This window comes from Paenibacillus darwinianus, from assembly GCF_000598065.1.
Classification (GTDB): Bacteria; Bacillota; Bacilli; order Paenibacillales; family Paenibacillaceae; genus Paenibacillus_I; species Paenibacillus_I darwinianus.
In genome coordinates this window covers 8039-24557 of sequence record NZ_KK082161.1, presented here as the reverse complement: position 1 = coordinate 24557, position 16519 = coordinate 8039, and the positions used below count along the sequence as shown (strand labels likewise).

Annotated in this window: 17 protein-coding genes and 1 pseudogene; 2 read left to right on the top strand and 16 right to left on the bottom strand. The window is 56.4% G+C overall.

Annotated elements, in window-relative coordinates; genetic code table 11:
- The 14 genes and pseudogenes from BG52_RS08635 to BG52_RS08575 form a co-directional block, all read right to left on the bottom strand.
- Positions 1-271 (bottom strand): annotated as a pseudogene (locus tag BG52_RS08635) (ABC transporter permease); the annotation flags it as partial.
- 71 nt (positions 272-342) lie between these two features.
- A complete protein-coding gene (locus tag BG52_RS08630; protein ID WP_036581466.1) occupies positions 343-2412 on the bottom strand; it encodes a hypothetical protein in 2070 nt (689 codons plus the stop codon).
- On the bottom strand, positions 2409-4271 hold the full coding sequence (locus BG52_RS08625) for a Flp pilus assembly complex ATPase component TadA (RefSeq protein WP_036581468.1): 1863 nt from the start codon (positions 4269-4271) through the stop codon (positions 2409-2411). The genes BG52_RS08630 and BG52_RS08625 overlap by 4 nt, the downstream gene beginning before the upstream one ends.
- A complete protein-coding gene (locus BG52_RS08620; protein WP_036581470.1) occupies positions 4268-5107 on the bottom strand; it encodes a hypothetical protein in 840 nt (279 codons plus the stop codon). Before BG52_RS08620 ends, BG52_RS08625 begins: the two co-directional genes overlap by 4 nt.
- A gap of 14 nt (positions 5108-5121) precedes the next feature.
- On the bottom strand, positions 5122-5829 hold the full coding sequence (locus tag BG52_RS08615) for a hypothetical protein (protein ID WP_036581473.1): 708 nt from the start codon (positions 5827-5829) through the stop codon (positions 5122-5124).
- A gap of 11 nt (positions 5830-5840) precedes the next feature.
- A complete protein-coding gene (locus tag BG52_RS08610; RefSeq protein WP_190287509.1) occupies positions 5841-6929 on the bottom strand; it encodes an SAF domain-containing protein in 1089 nt (362 codons plus the stop codon).
- Between the two features lie 83 nt (positions 6930-7012).
- Positions 7013-7621: a hypothetical protein gene (locus BG52_RS08605; RefSeq protein WP_036581477.1), complete on the bottom strand. Its 609-nt coding sequence runs from the start codon at positions 7619-7621 to the stop codon at positions 7013-7015.
- Positions 7622-7623: 2 nt separating this feature from the next.
- Positions 7624-7794, bottom strand: coding sequence for a hypothetical protein (locus BG52_RS16080; RefSeq protein WP_190287508.1), 171 nt, complete (start codon positions 7792-7794; stop codon positions 7624-7626).
- Positions 7795-7877: 83 nt separating this feature from the next.
- Positions 7878-8822, bottom strand: coding sequence for a ParB/RepB/Spo0J family partition protein (locus BG52_RS08600; protein ID WP_036581480.1), 945 nt, complete (start codon positions 8820-8822; stop codon positions 7878-7880).
- Complete coding sequence (locus tag BG52_RS08595) at positions 8770-9597, bottom strand: ParA family protein (RefSeq protein ID WP_036581483.1); 828 nt, start codon at positions 9595-9597, stop codon at positions 8770-8772. The genes BG52_RS08600 and BG52_RS08595 overlap by 53 nt, the downstream gene beginning before the upstream one ends.
- Positions 9598-9878: 281 nt before the next feature.
- Positions 9879-11396, bottom strand: a complete 1518-nt coding sequence (gene rlmD / locus BG52_RS08590) for a 23S rRNA (uracil(1939)-C(5))-methyltransferase RlmD (protein ID WP_051587971.1) — start codon at positions 11394-11396, stop codon at positions 9879-9881.
- Positions 11397-11415: 19 nt separating this feature from the next.
- Positions 11416-12330, bottom strand: a complete 915-nt coding sequence (locus tag BG52_RS08585; protein ID WP_081793703.1) for a diacylglycerol kinase — start codon at positions 12328-12330, stop codon at positions 11416-11418.
- 15 nt (positions 12331-12345) lie between these two features.
- Positions 12346-13179 carry a sirohydrochlorin chelatase gene (locus tag BG52_RS08580; RefSeq protein WP_051587973.1) on the bottom strand — a complete coding sequence of 278 codons (834 nt, stop codon included), beginning with the start codon at positions 13177-13179 and terminating at the stop codon, positions 12346-12348.
- A 3-nt stretch (positions 13180-13182) separates the two neighbouring features.
- Positions 13183-13473, bottom strand: coding sequence for a YerC/YecD family TrpR-related protein (locus BG52_RS08575; protein WP_036581486.1), 291 nt, complete (start codon positions 13471-13473; stop codon positions 13183-13185).
- A 204-nt stretch (positions 13474-13677) separates the two neighbouring features.
- Here BG52_RS08575 and BG52_RS08570 point away from each other — a divergent pair, with 204 nt between their 5' ends.
- Together BG52_RS08570 and BG52_RS08565 are read left to right on the top strand one after the other, a co-directional pair.
- Positions 13678-14196 carry a hypothetical protein gene (locus tag BG52_RS08570; RefSeq protein WP_051587975.1) on the top strand — a complete coding sequence of 173 codons (519 nt, stop codon included), beginning with the start codon at positions 13678-13680 and terminating at the stop codon, positions 14194-14196.
- Positions 14197-14462: 266 nt separating this feature from the next.
- Positions 14463-14864 carry a VOC family protein gene (locus BG52_RS08565; RefSeq protein ID WP_036581490.1) on the top strand — a complete coding sequence of 134 codons (402 nt, stop codon included), beginning with the start codon at positions 14463-14465 and terminating at the stop codon, positions 14862-14864.
- A gap of 137 nt (positions 14865-15001) precedes the next feature.
- On the opposite strand, the gene BG52_RS08560 is transcribed toward BG52_RS08565, so the two are convergent.
- On the bottom strand, positions 15002-15619 hold the full coding sequence (locus BG52_RS08560) for a DUF47 domain-containing protein (protein ID WP_036581492.1): 618 nt from the start codon (positions 15617-15619) through the stop codon (positions 15002-15004).
- 20 nt (positions 15620-15639) lie between these two features.
- Positions 15640-16519 (bottom strand): DUF3048 domain-containing protein (locus BG52_RS08555; RefSeq protein WP_036667115.1); only part of this gene is annotated, 880 nt, incomplete at its 5' end.

The following is a 16519-nucleotide window of genomic DNA, read 5'->3' as shown; positions in this document are numbered from 1 at the left end:
TCGGATTTTTGCCGGTTACGATCTGGATGCCGAACTGGTCCTGATCACGGAACTTGCGCAGCGCATTGACCACCTGACTGCCCGAAAGCGTCGTATTGTCGTACACCGTAAACGCAGTCTGCGAAAGCTCTGTCTGGATGTTGCTGAAGCTGCTTTGCGCCGCCTTGGTCGAATCCTGAGCAGAAATAAACAGCACGACTGCGAGCGTAATGAGCGCAATGGCGAGGAAGATACCTGCCGCCATGACCAGCGCTTTTTGGGCATTGGACATATTCGAATCTCTCCTTTAAATGGGGAATAAAAAAACGCCTTCCCGTTGGTAAGGGAAAGCGTTCGTACCGACTACTGGATGCGTTGAAGCTGATCGTAGTAGGTTGTCATCTGCTGCAGGCTGACGACGACCAGCGGGATGACCAAATACCCGAATATCAGCGTCATTAAGGGGGCAAACCCAATCCAGCGGCCCCAGCCTGCCTTTTGTTCAATTAACTGTTCATACTCCTGCTTGCGTTGCTCCCGCGCAAACGCCTGCTCCGCTTCGAGATCGTCGAATGCTTGCCGGATGGTCAAATGCTGCGATGCCATCTCCAGTTTCTCAACGATCCGAACAAACGGCAGAAACGGCGCATCTTCTTTGAGCTGCGCAAGCGCCTGCTCCTCGCCCTGCTCAAAGTGAAGCAGGCATGCTTGCAGTGGCTCCCTAAACATCTGCGCAAACTGTTCCATCCATAGCAGAAGCTGTTCAACCGACATCCGATCCATCCCGGCGAGCATGGCAATTACGGCTTGCAGTTGATCCACCTCATGCTTCATCTCCATCTGCCGCATACGCCGTTGGAACAGACGGATGCCAACCGGCAGCGCGTACCCGCCCCACCCCGCGGCGAAAGCCAGAAACGCTTCCCACCACGCCAGCAAAGGTTGATTCAGCTTCTCCAGCTTGCCCAGAATGCGTCGCGCCGTTGCTCGAAGCTGATCCTCCTTGATCTGTACAGCCGGGTCTTTGCGCAGCAGGCTGATGACGCTATTTTCGCTTCGCGGCCTCACCTCCTTTAATTGATCGAGCATCCTGCGATCCAGCGCGGCGGCTTCCCTCGCCTTTGCTTCCTCCTCCGGGGACAACTGCCCGAACAGCGTTCCCGGCTTTACCGGCGTATACAGCACCTGATGCCGCTCCGCTGCATGCAGCGACACGAACAAGCCCATTACCGCCAAAAATGCTGCGGCCCCGGCTACGATCCGCTGCACATAAAACCATTCGAGACGCAAAGGGGAAGCTGTATCCTTGAGCAGCCGGGTCATCCGCTGCGCCTCCCGCGAGCCGGGGATCGGCCCCAACCGAAGGGCCAGCCAGCGCATCCACGGCCAGCCATAAGCTCGTTTCTCCCATCTTTTTCGGCTGGTGGGTCTTGTGGTCGCATCCAGCTCCGACAGGTTGCGCAGCAGCACGTAGCATAGCCACACGACGACAAGCAGGCAGAGTTTGACGGCCCAGCCGAAAGCGCTGGCGTAGAAGGTGTCCATTGCCGGAAAAAAGTGGCTGGCCCAGGCTTCAATCGGACGGGTAAACAGCAGCGGCAGCAGCGCAATGACGGTCAGACCTTGCAGCAGGAAGCTAAGACGCTCGCGGCGCAGCAACTCCAGATTCAGTTCGACGGACAGCTTTTCCAGCCCCTTGAGGTAGACAGAGCCGGTTTCGGTTTGCTGGTCGCCGTGCTCCTTGATGAGATACGACAATCCGGCAAAGCCCTGCAAATAACGATTCGGAGCAAGCTCCACATATTGCGCCAGTTTTTCCTCGGCGTTGCTGTCCGTCAGCATGTCATACAGCTCCTGCCCTTGCAGCGCCATTTCATACGGCGCGCTGTCCACCGACTCGTATATGGCTTCCTCGACCATCCCGTGACGATGATAATGGTGGCGTACATCGCCAAGAAAAAGACGAAGCTGGCGCAGCAGCCGCATTTCGAGCCGATGGACGCCCATATCCGAGAGGATGCCGTGGCCGACCCAAAGACCCATGCCGAGCATCGCCAGCGTGAAGGGATCGCGCACCGCCAAGACAAGCGGAACAGCGGCCAGCAGCAGGACAAGCCACATCAGCAGCGCCGATTTCATCGTTTCCAACCGCAGCTTCCATTCGTCCCCGAGCCGCAGGATGACCAGCCGCCTGCGAAGATGCTGTAAGTACACACGTAAAACTGGCACATGCTCGCAAACGCTATATAGCTGCTGCATGAAGCTGTAAACCGCCTGCTTGCGAGGTGCTTGCCCCGGCTTGCGCAGCGCTTCGTAGCGCCGGACTGCCGCCACCTCCGAATCACGTCGGGATAGCCACAGGAAGGCCGCGACAGCGGCAAGAAAGAGCACAGTTGCGATACCGAGCAGAGGGGACAGCCATTCCCGAATCATGTCTCATCCCCCCAATAGGACGCCAGAAATGCATCAAAGACGGCCTGATCGGGACCGCTCAGGTATTCCGCAATCTCATAGCGACTTTGTTCGGACAGCGGATGAACGGCAACGTAACGGCCGTCGCGGTATTCGACGAGATTTCGGGCCGTGTACAGCGGGCGATCCGTCGAGCGGCGGAAGTATTCGAGCGCCGTTTCCATAAAGGCGGCCATTCGTTCGTCCTTTGTCATTTTCCCGCGAAAGGAATCCGGGTAAGCAGCTTCCTGCGGTGAAGGGACGCATTCCGTAATGCGTTCGATATAGCGCCGTCCGTCCAGATCGCGGCGGAGGTGAATATCGAAGTTGACGACACTGACGACTTGCTGTTCCGCCACACGCTCGTTCGTAAACACCTTTGTTTTCAATAAGGAATTGCGCAGGGACAACACAAGATCGCGAAAGGTTTTGGCGTGATGCGTGAACAAGGTGAATAAAGACGCCACCTGTGCCATCTGTATCATCCAGGCCGCAACCGGATCGGTCGCCACCTCGCCCAAAATGTTGACGGAGCCGTCCGTCTTCTTCTGGATGTCCAGCCCCTGCTGACCGGAGATCGTCTCGGTTTCGCGCAGGCTGACGATGTTGCGTTCCGGGTAGATCTTGCGCAATTGAAGCTCGAAGCTCATTTCTTGCACCCGGATGGGCAGCACTTCTGGAATATGGCGCACCATCGCCATAAGCAGCGTTGTTTTGCCGCTGCCCTGCGCGCCGGTAATGGCCGTGATACGCGCACCCGACACCAAGTAACGAATGAGGCCAATCGGCAATTCCGCCCCGTCGTCCTGAATCAATTGCTCCAGCGTCGCGCTCTGCACATCGAATTTGCGCACAAAAAAAGCCCACGATTCTGAAAATCGGGGGCGCAGCACAACGACGCGGGAGCCGTCTGCCATTTCATTGACCTTAAATCCATTCGCCTCGGACAACTGGCCGGGAAAATTGTGCTTGTAGATGATCTGGCAAACGCGCCGCAGTTCCTGCTCGGAGCCGAAGGACAAGAAACTCAGGTGAATGGACTTACCCTTGTAAAACAACCAAACACTATCATGCGAACGGGGCAGCGACTGAAGCTGTGCATCCTCCTCCAGCGACCATTCGCCCTCCCACATAAACGGCGGCAGACCGGATACGCCCCCGGATACGCCGTCCACGCGCATGTCGCGCAGCTCGTCCACGACGCTGAACCCTTTGTAATGCTGATATATCCGCTGGACGACAAGCTGGAGCTTATCGTCCGTCGTCAAACGCGGCGCTTCCCGAGCGAAGATGCTTCGAATATCCTCCGCCGAAATCCGGTACGTTTCAAGCTGGCCTTCCTCGTTTCGTCTATGCCGATCCAACTCGTAGGTTTGAATGAGCCGGTCGAGCGCATGAAGCCCGGCTTCCTTTTTATACGTGTGAAGCAGAATGTCAAACTGGTCTTGCGCGGAAAGAGACTCCGGCTGATGAAAAGGCAGCAGGAGGTGCAGATGCGCATCGTCCAGTTCATAGCGCTGCGCGAGCAGGTCGGCAATGATCTCCTTGACGTATTCTTTATCCCGCAAGTCCCCGGAGGTGCAGCCCCGCAGCGCCTTTTTCAGATCCGCCCGTTTACTTTTTCGGCGGCGGTATTCCTCCTCCGACAAACCGAAGTCAGCCAGATTGCTGCTGGTCAACTCGTGCAGCGTTGCATTAACGAAAGTGGTCATTGCCTCCAGCGTATATACCGACGTGTCGTCTGTCCGCTCCGGCAATCGTCGGCTCAGGCGCAAGTAAAGGAAGAAGCTCGAAAGCAACAGGAGCGCTATCAGGATGAAAGTATTAAGCATGGCCGTCATGGTGTGTCGCCCACCCTTCCGCCGAAAAGGGACTGCCTTGCGCCCGCGCTGTCGATCACAGCCTGCGCCAATCGACGCACCTGCTGCACAAACAGATGATTCTCATGGCCGCTTACTGTCTTCCGGTTGCGGAACCAGAAGGCATTCGATTCGCCGTGCTGTACCGCGTCCATCCAGCCTGTGTTATGAGATACAGGGTAAACGGACGTTCCGATGCGGAATTGGCGCATGAGATTTTTAACGGTGAGCGTCGAATACGGATCGTATTGCCCGAATGCGAGCAACGTCCTTCGGTCTTGCAGCGTCGATGCTTCCGCCGATTGAAAAAATCGCTCCAGCAGGAGACGGTTTTGCGGCAGGCAAATAACCCCTACGTCCGCTTGCTGCCGCAGCAACTCGTTCCAAGCCGACCCGCTGCCGCTCCCCCCGTCCAGCAGCACGATATCGTAAGCGCGGCGGGCGACCGCAAGCAGCGGTGTGAGCCATTCCTTTGCCATTTCGATAAAGGCATCCTCTTGCTTGATCGAGCCATGCAAAATATCGAGACGATCCCGCAGCAACGGATGGGCATAATCTCGCAGCATGGCAGGCTCCAGCTTGCGGTTTTTCAGCAGTCGCAAGAGCGCATCAATTCCCGTGTCCGGGGCATGAATGTCATGCCATGCGGCAGGCCGGAAGTAAGCCCGCTCGACAGCGGCATAGCTGTTTTGCAAATGCCCCAGCAGCAGAAGTCGCGCCGAATGTTCCAGCCCCATGCACGTTGCCGCAGCGAGCAGATTGGTTGTGGTCCCCGCCTGGCCGGGCACGGGACTCCAAAATACAACGGTAACTCCCATATGCGTTCTCCTTTCTACCACACTCGCACTTTCTTCCGAGCGATCGACCAAGCCCGCCGCGCTGCCTTGCGGTCGCAATCTCCAAGCTGCTCAAGCATCGTCAGCAGTGTATAGCGGTATGCGCCTGTCAGTCCTCGAAGATCCATGCGGCCGTGGTGCTGGTTGTTCAAATCGGCGGCTGCGTCCCGCTCGTCCAAAGGAAAACGAAAAAAGGGTTCCTCCCATTGGATGTGCCGCAGCCGCATTTCGGCTCGCCAAGCTGCCAGGTGACCCGGTATGGCGGGGGCAAGCATTTCAAAAAAACTGACAGGCGATTCCGCGTCCTGCAAGCCCAGTCGCAGCATCAGCTCCTCGTTTTTTTCCAGCGATAACCGTCTCCCATCCCAACACCACACCCGCTTGTCAAACTGGGACAGATTATGGCGGAACACAAATTCCGTATGATCCGTGTCCACCAGCATGACGTCGTATGTCGGCGTAGTCCCGGCCTGTGCCAAGCCTCGCTCAAGCTGTTCGGGTGTGAGGTAGCCATAGGCCACATCCATGCCTTCATAGTCCTGAACGGCGCTGCTGGTATAAGCATTCGGCAAATACCCCCGAATCGACTGCGCCATGGTGGAGTCCACGAGCAGCACTTTATTCCCAAGCGCCGCCAGCAAGCGACCCAGCACCAATAAGGCATGCGTCTTCTCCGCTACGCCGATAAATACGATTTTTTTCATATTCGCACTCCTCATTGATTGAAGATGTCTTCCCATTTATCCCCGCTTGCCAGAGGCGCTTCGGTTGCCGGTGGCGTACCCGAAGGAAGTAGCGGCGAATCGGCAGGCGGGGACGGCTGTTGGCTTGTAGTAGATGGCGGTGATGATGCGGTAGCGGAAGAATCACCCGGTGCAGGCTGTTGACCGCTCGTTGGAACCGTTGATTCTCCCGCCTGCGGCGTGCTGACTGGCTGCGTTCCGCTCATGGCATTGCCCTGCCTCGTCGTCGTCCGTTCATTTTGCAGTTGCTGTTGCACCGTCACGTTTCCGCTGGTGACACGCAGCTTGTCCGATTCGCTGACTGCCTTCAAGTTCCCGTCCAGCGTTTGACGTAGCTTACGGGCAAGCTCGATTTGCGCGGTTTCGAGCAGATTGGGATCGACCGCCATCAGGTCCAATACCTTCTGATTGGCCGGATAGTTGACCACAGCCGCGTCCTGTAAGCCCGGCTCGATGTAGGGGAGAGCATACAGCCGCGCTCCTTGCAAATAAGCATCAATAATGGCGCTGGACGTTTGGAGGATGTCCATCTCATCCAGCTCCAGCCACACGATCGTACCAGACCGCTCCTGTACCTTCTTTTTAGATAGGAGAACAAAGTCCTCACCGGTTGGAAAGCCGATGCGAACGTCTATATATTGGTGAGGCTTGAGATTAGAAGGAAGCTGAATGACCTGAAACTCCTGAATACGCAAATCCTTCGGAACGGGCTGACCTTCGTACAGCAGCGACGAGAGCAGCGGCGTTCCCGATTCTAGCTCGATTTTTGCGCTCTTGCCGATGATGCTTTCCCGGTCGGTGATGACGCCCGGCGGAACCAAACTGACCGGCATCGGAACAGACTTGAGGTCATCGGCTTTCAGCGCGACGCCTGCCGGTATCGTTTTTGCAGTCGTCCAGACGTTTCGGCTGTTTTGCTCGTTCTCAGTTTTCAATTGGTAGATCTGCCGCTCATACTCCTCTTTCATCTGTTGATGCTTTTGCTGCTGGTCGGCATGCTGCATCAGCATGTATAGGGCTGCTGCAACCAGAAGCACTACGCTGATCGCAATGGCTCCCATGATGAGCGTCTTGCGGTGTCGATACGTCCATGACATTGTTTACGATCTCCTTTCATTTATATAGAAGAAAGTCTGCTCTTCTCTTAACGCGCTTCGCCTCGCGGACGCGGCTTCGATGCTTGCTCCGCTTGTCGTTGTGCCAGCTTTTCGGCTGCCCACGCCGGTGTATGCTCCGGCTTCAGAAAGCCCATCAGGTCTTCCCGGTTATAGCGGTATTCATCGCCGGAATAGAGTGTTTCCGCATAGACCGCTCGCCCGCGCGAATGCCCCGAAGCCCCGAACCCTCCCGTTACCCAAATAAGCTGGTTATCCGCCGTGCGAAACTCGGGACGTAGCCATTCCAGACGGATCACGACAATTCTACCGTTCAGCTCATCATCGCTTTTAATCGGCAAGCATTGAGCCGGAAGAATGGGAGGCATCGGCTCCGTGATCGCAGAGCGCTCGGTTTGGAGTTTCTCGATTTCCCACTGCATCCGCTTGGTAAACTCCCGCATCGCATCTAAATATTCCGCATGGGTGGATGCGCCATAAAACTGATCGATGCCGAACAAATTGTTCTGCGAGCAGTAGCAAACCTGATAGGGCTTCTCGGTATTCGCCATGTCGATGCCCATAATAACCTCGACCCTGCCCATGGGCAGCGCCTGGTAAACCTCATACTCGCCAGCCATTCGTTTCTCCTGCTCCATCGTCAGCCCTCCCGATTCGTTTTGTGGCCATGCTTCATTTGTTCGCATTTGGCTTCTCGGGCCTGCTTGCGAAGCAGTTGTTCTTCCTCCTCGGACAGCCTGCTGCGCGCAAAGCCCGGCTTTTCTTTCATCAGGCGTTCATACTGACGCCGTTTTCCTTTCGTAAAGTCCATTGATGATCTCCTCCCCAAAAATGGGCATAAAAAAAGCTCTCCGTCAGGGGAGAGGGCGCTTGAACAGGGTAGCAACGGGTGAATTACCGTTCGTGCTCCCGCTGCCGCCTTTTGTACCAGCTTTCCAGCAGTTGCACAATTAGGTCTTCCTTTTGTTTTTCCGAAAAGTCTCGTGGGAAAAAGCGGTCGATTCGTTCTCGCTGAATACTCATTTTTTCTTTCTGATTCGGCTTTTCCTCCGTCAGTATGGTGTAAATGACATCTGTATTCAGCCTGCCTTCTTGACTCATCTTTTTCATACGCTGAGCCTGAGCAAGTGAAGGCGTGCAGTCCTCGGCCTGCATGGTATCGAATAGGGCTTGCTGTTCTTTCTCGGCCAAGTAAGATAACTCAACGGCAGGATTAAAGGCAATCCGTTTGTCGTCTACCATTTCGAGAATGGGGGGAGTGAGTTCGGTTAGGCGAACGTATCTAAATATTTGGTTTTTGCTTTCGCCCATCTGTTCTGCTAATATCTCGCTTGATTTCTTTGCAGCAGACTTGTTCCCAACTTGGGAACGAGTTAAATCTGTTCGTTGTCCTTGTCTGTTCATTGCTTCCAATTTCATTTTGTAGGCAAAAGCTTTTTCACTCGGAGAAATATACTCCCGTTGCAGGTTGCTATCCACCATGATGATAGTCGCTTGATCGTCATCCAACTCGCGAACGAGACATGGAATTGTCTCCATTCCAGCCAATTCACTTGCCTTCTTTCGACGATGGCCGGATACCATCTCGTATCCACCGCCTACCTTTGGCCGAACTAAGCCGGGAACTAGGACACCATACTGCTTGACACTATCCGCCATTTCTAACATCGCTTCATCCGCCCTTACCTTAAAGGGATGACCGGGAAATTCACTAATTTCAGCCAATGGAATATCCATTACCTTTTCCCGTTGCGAATCGTTGCGGCTTTCCTCTGTCGAGAATAAATCATCGACTTTGGTCAGCTTTATGCTGGCGAGCCGATCTTCTTTCGCTGCCAATATCCTGCACCTCCTTCGTAAGTGCAGCGTAGGCTTTAGCAACCTGTCCGTTCGGATCGTGAGCATAAATGCTTTTACCCTTGGCGCTTGTTTCCGCCGCGCGGATGGACAGGGGTATTTCTGTATTGAATACACGCAGCTTATCCCCATAATCCCGACGCAACACGAAAGAAATGTCTTTGGCGAAATTGGTTCGGCTGTCTACCATCGTGAGCAGCACACCATCCACAGCCAGCTTCGGATTAATTTGACGCCGAACGCGGGCAACCGTCTGCAAAAGCTGCGTCATGCCTTTGGCGGGAAGGTAATGCGCCTGTACCGGGATAATGACGCTATCCGCCGCTGCCAATGCGTTGATCGTCATCATGCCCAAGCTCGGCATACAGTCGATCAGGATATAATCGTAATCTGCTTTTACGGAATCGACGTACGAACGCATAATCGTTTCCCTGCTCATCGTATTGACGAGCGCCACTTCGACCGCCGATAATTCGATGTTTCCAGGCATCAGGTCGATACCTTCATGATGATGCAGAATACCTTCCCTAGGTTCATATGGCTCCTCCGTCATGCCTTTCACCAACATCGTAGCTAATGAAACGGATAGACTGTCCGGTTCATGGAAGCCTAGCGAATCCGTCAGGTTGCCCTGCGCGTCCCCGTCCAACAGCAGAACCTTCTTGCCTTCCGCTGCCAAGCCAATGCCGAGGTTGACCGCTGTTGTCGTTTTGCCGACGCCGCCTTTCTGATTGGCGAGAGCGATTACTTTACTCATCCAACAACTCTCCTTCACGCAAAAAAGCCGACTGCGCTGAACATTCAATCGTTCAGACAATCGGCTTTTTTGAAAAGTATCTATATAAAAAGAGAACGCCCCAATTTTTGGACGCTCTCTTGGATATTCTCAAATTCATTAGAAGTCATCAGATGTGTCCACCCATTTCAAATCCAACACAATAGAAACCTCGATTTTATCTTTCAATATCTTACTTCTAAAGTCGTTTTCCTCAATATTAAATGACGAATACTTCGCAGAATACTGATAATTCAGGACTTCTAGGTATCGACCCGACATATTCCTACCACGCACTCCACATGTACGGTATGCGGGAACATATCCACCGGCTGCACCCCCACCGTCCGATACCCGCCAGCTTCCAGCACCTGCAGATCACGTGCCAACGTTGACGGGTTACACGACACGTATACAACGCGCTTCGGCTGCATCATCACAATCGTGTCCAACAGCGCTTGGTCGCAGCCTTTGCGCGGCGGGTCGACGACAACCACGTCCGCCACAATTCCCTCTTCCCGCCAGCGCGGAATAACGTCCTCCGACAAGCCAACGGCAAACTCCGCATTCCCGATGCCGTTCAACTCGGCATTCCGCCGTGCGTCCTCGATTGCCTCCGGCACAATCTCCACGCCGTATACGCGGCCAGCCCGGCGGGCCAGGAACAGCGAGATCGTACCGATGCCGCAATAAGCGTCGATGACCGTTTCATCACCCGTAAGCCCCGCATACTCCACAGCCTTCCGGTACAACGCCACCGTTTGTGCAGGGTTAACCTGATAGAACGACCGCGCCGAGATCGCGAACCGAATTCCATCCAGCTCGTCATAAATTACATCGTTGCCCCACAGCACGCGCGTCTCATCGCCGAATATCACATTTGTGCTCTTCTTGTTCACGTTCTGCACGATACTCCGAACATCGGGCAGCACTTCCCTGATGCCCTCTACAAACGCCTGCACATTCGGAATTTTCGTGCCGTTCGTCACCAGCACGACCATCGTCTCACCCGAGACGAAGCCGGTGCGGACGACGACATGACGCAGCAGCCCCCGGCCGCTGCTCTCCTCATACGCCGTCACGCCGAGGCGCGAGCCGATTTCCTTCACACGCCGAACCGCGTCGTCGTTGCGCTCATGCTGAATCAGGCAAGCATCCATATCCACAATGCGGTGCGAGCCGCGCGCATAGAAGCCGCCGATCAGCGAGCCGCTGGCGCCGTCGTCAAGATCGGCCTTCGCCATTCCGATCGGTACCTGCGCCTTGTTGCGGTAACGCCACGGGTTGTCCATCCCGATCGTCGGATGCACGACGACAGCAGTTCTTCGCCCTGAAGCTATCGAAGCCACACCACCATCGGCGCTAACGCTATCGTCCTGCCCCGCTGCAGTGCCGCCAGCGCCTTCCCCCGCAACCTCCAGCTTCCCGATCCGCACCAGGTTGTCCACCACATGCTGCCGCTTCCACGCCAGCTGCGCTTCGTAGCTCATATGCTGCAGCTGGCAGCCGCCGCACTGCTTATAGATCGGGCAAGGCGCATCCACCCGATTCTCGCTCTTCACGAGCAGCTCAAGCAGTTTGGCATAGCCGTACGTCTTCTTCAGCTTGAGCACCTTCGCCCGCACGCGTTCGCCGGGAAGCGCTCCCTGTATAAATAGGGTAAAGCCGTTCACACGGCCTACCCCTTCGCCCTCATGCGTCAGGCCGACGATGTCGGTGACGACCTCTTCATTTTTGCCTACCGGAATACCGATTCCGGCCCCGTTCCCTTTCCCGCCCATAGTTCCTCCTGTCACGCTGTTACCGGTAAGTCGACGCGCCCTGCTCATCCACATAAATCTTCAGATGCGACGGCAGAATCGAGAACGTGCATGGCAGCGTGCCGCCGTATTCGCCATCCAGGTTCAACTGCACGTAATCCTGGGTCGTCACCCGCAGCTCATTCGTCTTAAAATGCAGCACATGCGAATCGTTCAAATGCTCGCCGCGCAACGCCATCGTGGCAATCCGGATGAACTCTGGCAGGCTGCACTTTTTCACGACCAGCACCTCGAACATGCCGTCTTCCAGACTGGCATCCGGCGCCAGCCGCTCAAATCCTCCGACCGAATTGCTGTTGCAAATCAGAAAAAGCTGGATCTCCTCATGGATGACCGGATGCCCCGCCGCCTGAATAATCATCTCGGAGGGCCGCAGCCGCGTCATTTTCTCCAGCCCCTTCATATAGTAAGCGAGCTGGCCGATCATCGTTTTCAGCTTGCTGGGCACCTCATAGGTCAGCTCCGTCAAGGAGCCCCCGCCTGCAATATTGATGAAATATTTCTGGTTCGCCTTGCCGACATCGATCACACGGGCATACTGCTGCACAATCAGGTCGCACGCATACTCCCAATGCTTCGGAATGCCGAGCGCGCGCGCAAAATCATTCGTCGTCCCCAGCGGCAAAATGCCGAGCGGCGGCCGATTGACGTTCTCCCCCATGCCGTTGATGACCTCGTACAGCGTGCCGTCCCCGCCGGCTGCAATAATCATGTCAAAACCGCGCTCAATCGCATCCGCCGCCGCCAGCGTGGCATCGCCTTCGCCGACCGTCGCGTGACAGCTCGTTTCGATGCCCCCCAGCTCAAGCCGCTGCAAAATATCCGGCAGCCGCCGCTTGATTTCCTCCCGACCTGAGGTCGGATTGTATATCAGTCTTGCCCTTTTAATCGTCAACTTACCCCACTCCGTTCACGATGACCGATTACTCTCATCATATCCGAAATCGCCGTCAATTCCCAGTCCGCCTGCTTCCAGCTCCGTCAGCCACTCCCCGATCTGCCGCTCCATCCACCGCGAAATACACCGATTCGGCAGCAGCGCGTGTCCGTTATAACGATAATCGAAGCCCTCAAGCCGCCCCGGAATGACCTTACTCGTAAAATATCCCCGGCTCAAAAAGAGCGGCGCCACCAGCACCGCCGCAGCGGCGTCCGCACGCCGCCCCGTCAACGCCTTCATCACGCAGGCCGCCTGATCCGGCAGCAGCGTCGCGATCTCCGCCCGCTTGAAGCCGCCCAGCACGCGAACCCGCTCCGCGAGCCGCGACATGCCGGTCCGCCAAACGCGGTTGAGCCCCTTCTCGCGGCTGCCGTGCGCGACGAGCAGCAGCGTCTCCCGCTCGGGCTCGACTGAAAGTTCGCGCACATTCCCGTACACGATCTCCGCAATGACCGGGTCATCGTCGATCGGCTTCCCAAAGGCAACCGCCGCCCGCTTCACCGCGAACGGCTCCATCTCGCCTTCCCGATACGCCGCAGGCGCCCGCCCGAACGCCTGGCCGATGTCGTCCACATGCGTGCTTCCGGACGACACGAACAGCGGCAGCACATAAATATGCGTCACCCCGTCCGCTTCCAACGCATTGATGCCGTCCTGAATCAGCCGCCCCTCTACTATCTCCAGAAATGAAGAAACGACCGGCAGGTCTGCCGGACGTCGCACCGCATCTACCGCTTCATCGACAAGCGCCACCCAGTCAGGATCCCGAGAGCCGTGGCTGATGACGAGCACACCCGGCTTCATCGTTTATCTCCCCAAACGCCCGAGCGCCATCGAATAACCATCATTGCCATAGTTGAGGCACCGCTTCACCCGCGAGATCGTCGCGGTGCTCGCGCCCGTCTCCGCCTCAATCTGATTATACGTCGAGCCTTTGCCCAGCATACGCGCCACTTCAAGCCGCTGCGACAACGACTGGATCTCGTTCACCGTACATAAATCGTCGAAAAAAATATAACATTCCTCCACCGTCTTCAGCGTCAGCACCGCCTCGAACAGCTGGTCGATTGATTTGTCGTTCAGCTTCTTGAGCTGCATGAATGTCACCCCTATACATACTTGAACTCATATGCACATTGTAGTGCGTTTCAGTCGTTTTTTCAAGCATTACCGTATTCACGCTTTACAGGACAGAAGAGTTTTCCCCGATCGTTTCCACAAAAAACCGGCAACCGGGCATCCGTCCAATCCCCGCATCAGCCTACCCCATAGACTGTTAGAAAAAAAGGATCGTGATCCCACGTGACTCAACCACGCAACTATCCGGGTATGCGCAGCTTCCAGCAGCCTTTGGAAAGCGGCGGCGCATTCCCCGGCATCAGCGACCCATTCGCGTTCGGAAGCGGCGCCGGACCGGATTCCGGCCTGTTCGGCGGCGGCGGACCGGGCATTGCCGGCTTTCAGCCGGGACAAAACTTACCGGGGTTTTTCCCGGGGGCCCCGCAAGCTTTTCAGAGTGCGGCCCCATTGGCCAAAACCGGCTTCTCCCTCGGCAATCTCGGCAACCTTAACGACCTGAAGGGAATGATCGACCGACTCGGCGGGATCGACGGCATCGTGGCGACGGTGCAGAAGGTGCAAAAGGTCGTCTCCAGCATGCAGCAGATGGCCCCGATGTTCAAGCTGATCGCCGGCTCCATCGGCAAAAAGAAATCGGCGGCCGTCGCCTCCGACGACGAGTCCGTTCCGCCCAAACGCCGGCGCCGCAGACGCCGCAGCAGCTCAACCACACGCCGCCCTGGGGGCAAGAAGCGTCGCTGATCGCCCTCGCTTACGATGCATCTGCCGCTTTCTGGCCTGCCATGCCCCGAACCCTTTCCGCATACGGACGGCTCGGGGCCGTATGCCAAACCATCATACACACGGATGTTCCTTGCCTCTGCCGGCCCGCTCCCGCTCGCTCCAGATGCTGCTTCCGGCGGTCGCCATTTCCTGCCCGCTCGCCCGCAACCCGTGATATACTGGGACTATACGCAGCATACGCACCTGACCAGTCACACTATATCAGCCGGGAGGGGACCCTATTCATGACCGTCAACTTTCTGGCCGGCGTGTTTCTGCCGGTGAGCAATCTCGAACGATCCGTCGATTTCTACACCAAGGAGCTCGGACTGCGCTGCCGGGGCATCGAGCGCTGGAGCGAATCGCGGGCCGCCACACTTTTTACGCATCCCGACAAGGACGATTACGGTATGCTCTGCCTGGAGGAGAAGACGAGCGGCAAAATCATACCTGCCCCGAAGCCGTTTTTCAATCTCAACGTAAGCGGCGTCGAAGCGCTCCACAAGTCGCTGCACAACCGGTTCATCCGCGTTTCCGATCTGCAATTCTGGGATTCGCCCTGGAACACGCATATTATGTTCGACGTCTACGATCCGGACGGGCATCCGATCAACCTGATCGAATCGACGCCCAAGGAAAGCTGCTGATCTCGACCGCCGCTCCGAAAAAGCAAACATGCAGCCTGTCCTCTGCGGAAGGACGAGCTGCATGTTTTTTGGCGCCGCCGCAAAGCGTGCGCGACCGCATGAGCCGTATCGTGGAAGCCGTTGATGAAGTCGCTCGGTTAGCTGTTGCGCACAATGATCGTCTCGAGGGTATCCGCCACATCCTCGCAATAGTCGGTCGTCTGCTCCAGCCGTTCGTAGATTTCCTTGCGTTTGATCAGCTCGATCGGGTCCTTCACTTTCGCGAACAGGTTCTTGATGCATACGCGAAGCAGGTCGTCGGCCTGGTTCTCAAGCTCGTTGATCGCGATAGCCGGCTCGCGGATCGCAAGCAGCTTCTTGTCGGTAAGCAAATAGATCGCCTTCTTGATCTGATGGGCGCAGCGCACCAGATTCTCGGCGAACAGCACGATATACTCGTCCGGCTCCTGGATCTGATACATTTCAAACCGCGAAGCGAGCGCCTCGATACCGTCCAGCACGTCGTCCAGGGACGTCGTCAGCCGCATGATGTCGTCGCGTTCGATCGGCGTGATGAACGTTTTGTTCAGCTCGGTCAAAATAATATGAACGCATCGGTCGCACTTCGTCTCGTATTCCTTCATCTCGCGCGCGAATGCGGTCAAATCCTTGAGATTCGGCACATGATCGTGGAAATATTCGACGGCCTCGACGATCGTGTCCGCCATCTCCTCAAACGTCTTGAAGAAAATATCCTTTTTCTTAAACATGCGCATCCCCTTCGTCAATTGTCCGTTTATTGATAGGCGACATGCCCATCGATTGTCGTGTCGTTCGGTACGACATGATAGAACGTTTTCCCCGGGACAAAAGGAAGCTCGCTGCCGTCCTTCATAATCCGGATGACGCCGTCGCCGCCGCGCTCCCACGTCGCGTCGACCGCCTTGCCGAGCTGGAACAGCATGGCCTGCCCGCCTGACTGAAGGTCCACGTCGAGCCGGCCAACATCGTCAAGCACCCGATGCGTAGCGCTCAGCACGACAAGATTCGCCGCCTTCAATTGCTCACCGCTCGTCCGATCGGTATGCGGCTTGCCGTCCACCGAGCGCCAATACTGCTGCGTCGCCGTGTCGTAAGCGTACGAAACCTTGTAGTTCTTCAGCATGAACCTCAGCTCGATGGCTGTGGCATCGGCGCCGGCAGGCGGAGCGACCGTCTGCATGAACCGGAAAACCGGCACGTCCGCTGCGGCGGCGTAGCCCTTCTTGTCCGCGGCCTCGCGCAGCTTGTCCAGGCTTGCATACAGATTATGCGGCGCCTTGCGGGATTTGTCCCGATAGAAGTAACCGCCCGCGTTCGTGATTTCATCGAGATACGGCTTCTCCTGACGCTGCAGTATCGCATAGGCGTCCTGGCTGCCGCCTGCATGGACGATGATCGAGCCGAACGATTCCGCGATATCGATCAGATAAGGCCGGATACTGCGGATCGGGCCAACGGGATCGGTGGAATCGCCATTCTGAAAAATAGCGACCAGCCGGGTTATGCCGCCCTCCGCCAGAACCTCCCAAACCATATCCGCTTGGGGGAGACCGGATTGCGGACGGGCGGCACCGTAGTTGTTGATCATGACGGCCACCGGCCGCACGATCGACTCCGTATCCAGCGGCAGGCCC

Bases quoted from the DNA above. Each gene is read 5' to 3' on its own strand.
- BG52_RS08630 (WP_036581466.1), bottom strand. From the start codon at position 2,412: ATGATTCGGGAATGGCTGTCCCCTCTGCTCGGTATCGCAACTGTGCTC.
- BG52_RS08625 (WP_036581468.1), bottom strand. From the start codon at position 4,271: ATGACGGCCATGCTTAATACTTTCATCCTGATAGCGCTCCTGTTGCTT.
- BG52_RS08620 (WP_036581470.1), bottom strand. From the start codon at position 5,107: ATGGGAGTTACCGTTGTATTTTGGAGTCCCGTGCCCGGCCAGGCGGGG.
- BG52_RS08615 (WP_036581473.1), bottom strand. From the start codon at position 5,829: ATGAAAAAAATCGTATTTATCGGCGTAGCGGAGAAGACGCATGCCTTA.
- BG52_RS08610 (WP_190287509.1), bottom strand. From the start codon at position 6,929: ATGGGAGCCATTGCGATCAGCGTAGTGCTTCTGGTTGCAGCAGCCCTA.
- BG52_RS08605 (WP_036581477.1), bottom strand. From the start codon at position 7,621: ATGGAGCAGGAGAAACGAATGGCTGGCGAGTATGAGGTTTACCAGGCG.
- BG52_RS16080 (WP_190287508.1), bottom strand. From the start codon at position 7,794: ATGGACTTTACGAAAGGAAAACGGCGTCAGTATGAACGCCTGATGAAA.
- BG52_RS08595 (WP_036581483.1), bottom strand. From the start codon at position 9,597: ATGAGTAAAGTAATCGCTCTCGCCAATCAGAAAGGCGGCGTCGGCAAA.
- rlmD (WP_051587971.1), bottom strand. From the start codon at position 11,396: ATGGGCGGGAAAGGGAACGGGGCCGGAATCGGTATTCCGGTAGGCAAA.
- BG52_RS08580 (WP_051587973.1), bottom strand. From the start codon at position 13,179: ATGAAGCCGGGTGTGCTCGTCATCAGCCACGGCTCTCGGGATCCTGAC.
- BG52_RS08575 (WP_036581486.1), bottom strand. From the start codon at position 13,473: ATGCAGCTCAAGAAGCTGAACGACAAATCAATCGACCAGCTGTTCGAG.
- BG52_RS08565 (WP_036581490.1), top strand. From the start codon at position 14,463: ATGACCGTCAACTTTCTGGCCGGCGTGTTTCTGCCGGTGAGCAATCTC.
- BG52_RS08560 (WP_036581492.1), bottom strand. From the start codon at position 15,619: ATGCGCATGTTTAAGAAAAAGGATATTTTCTTCAAGACGTTTGAGGAG.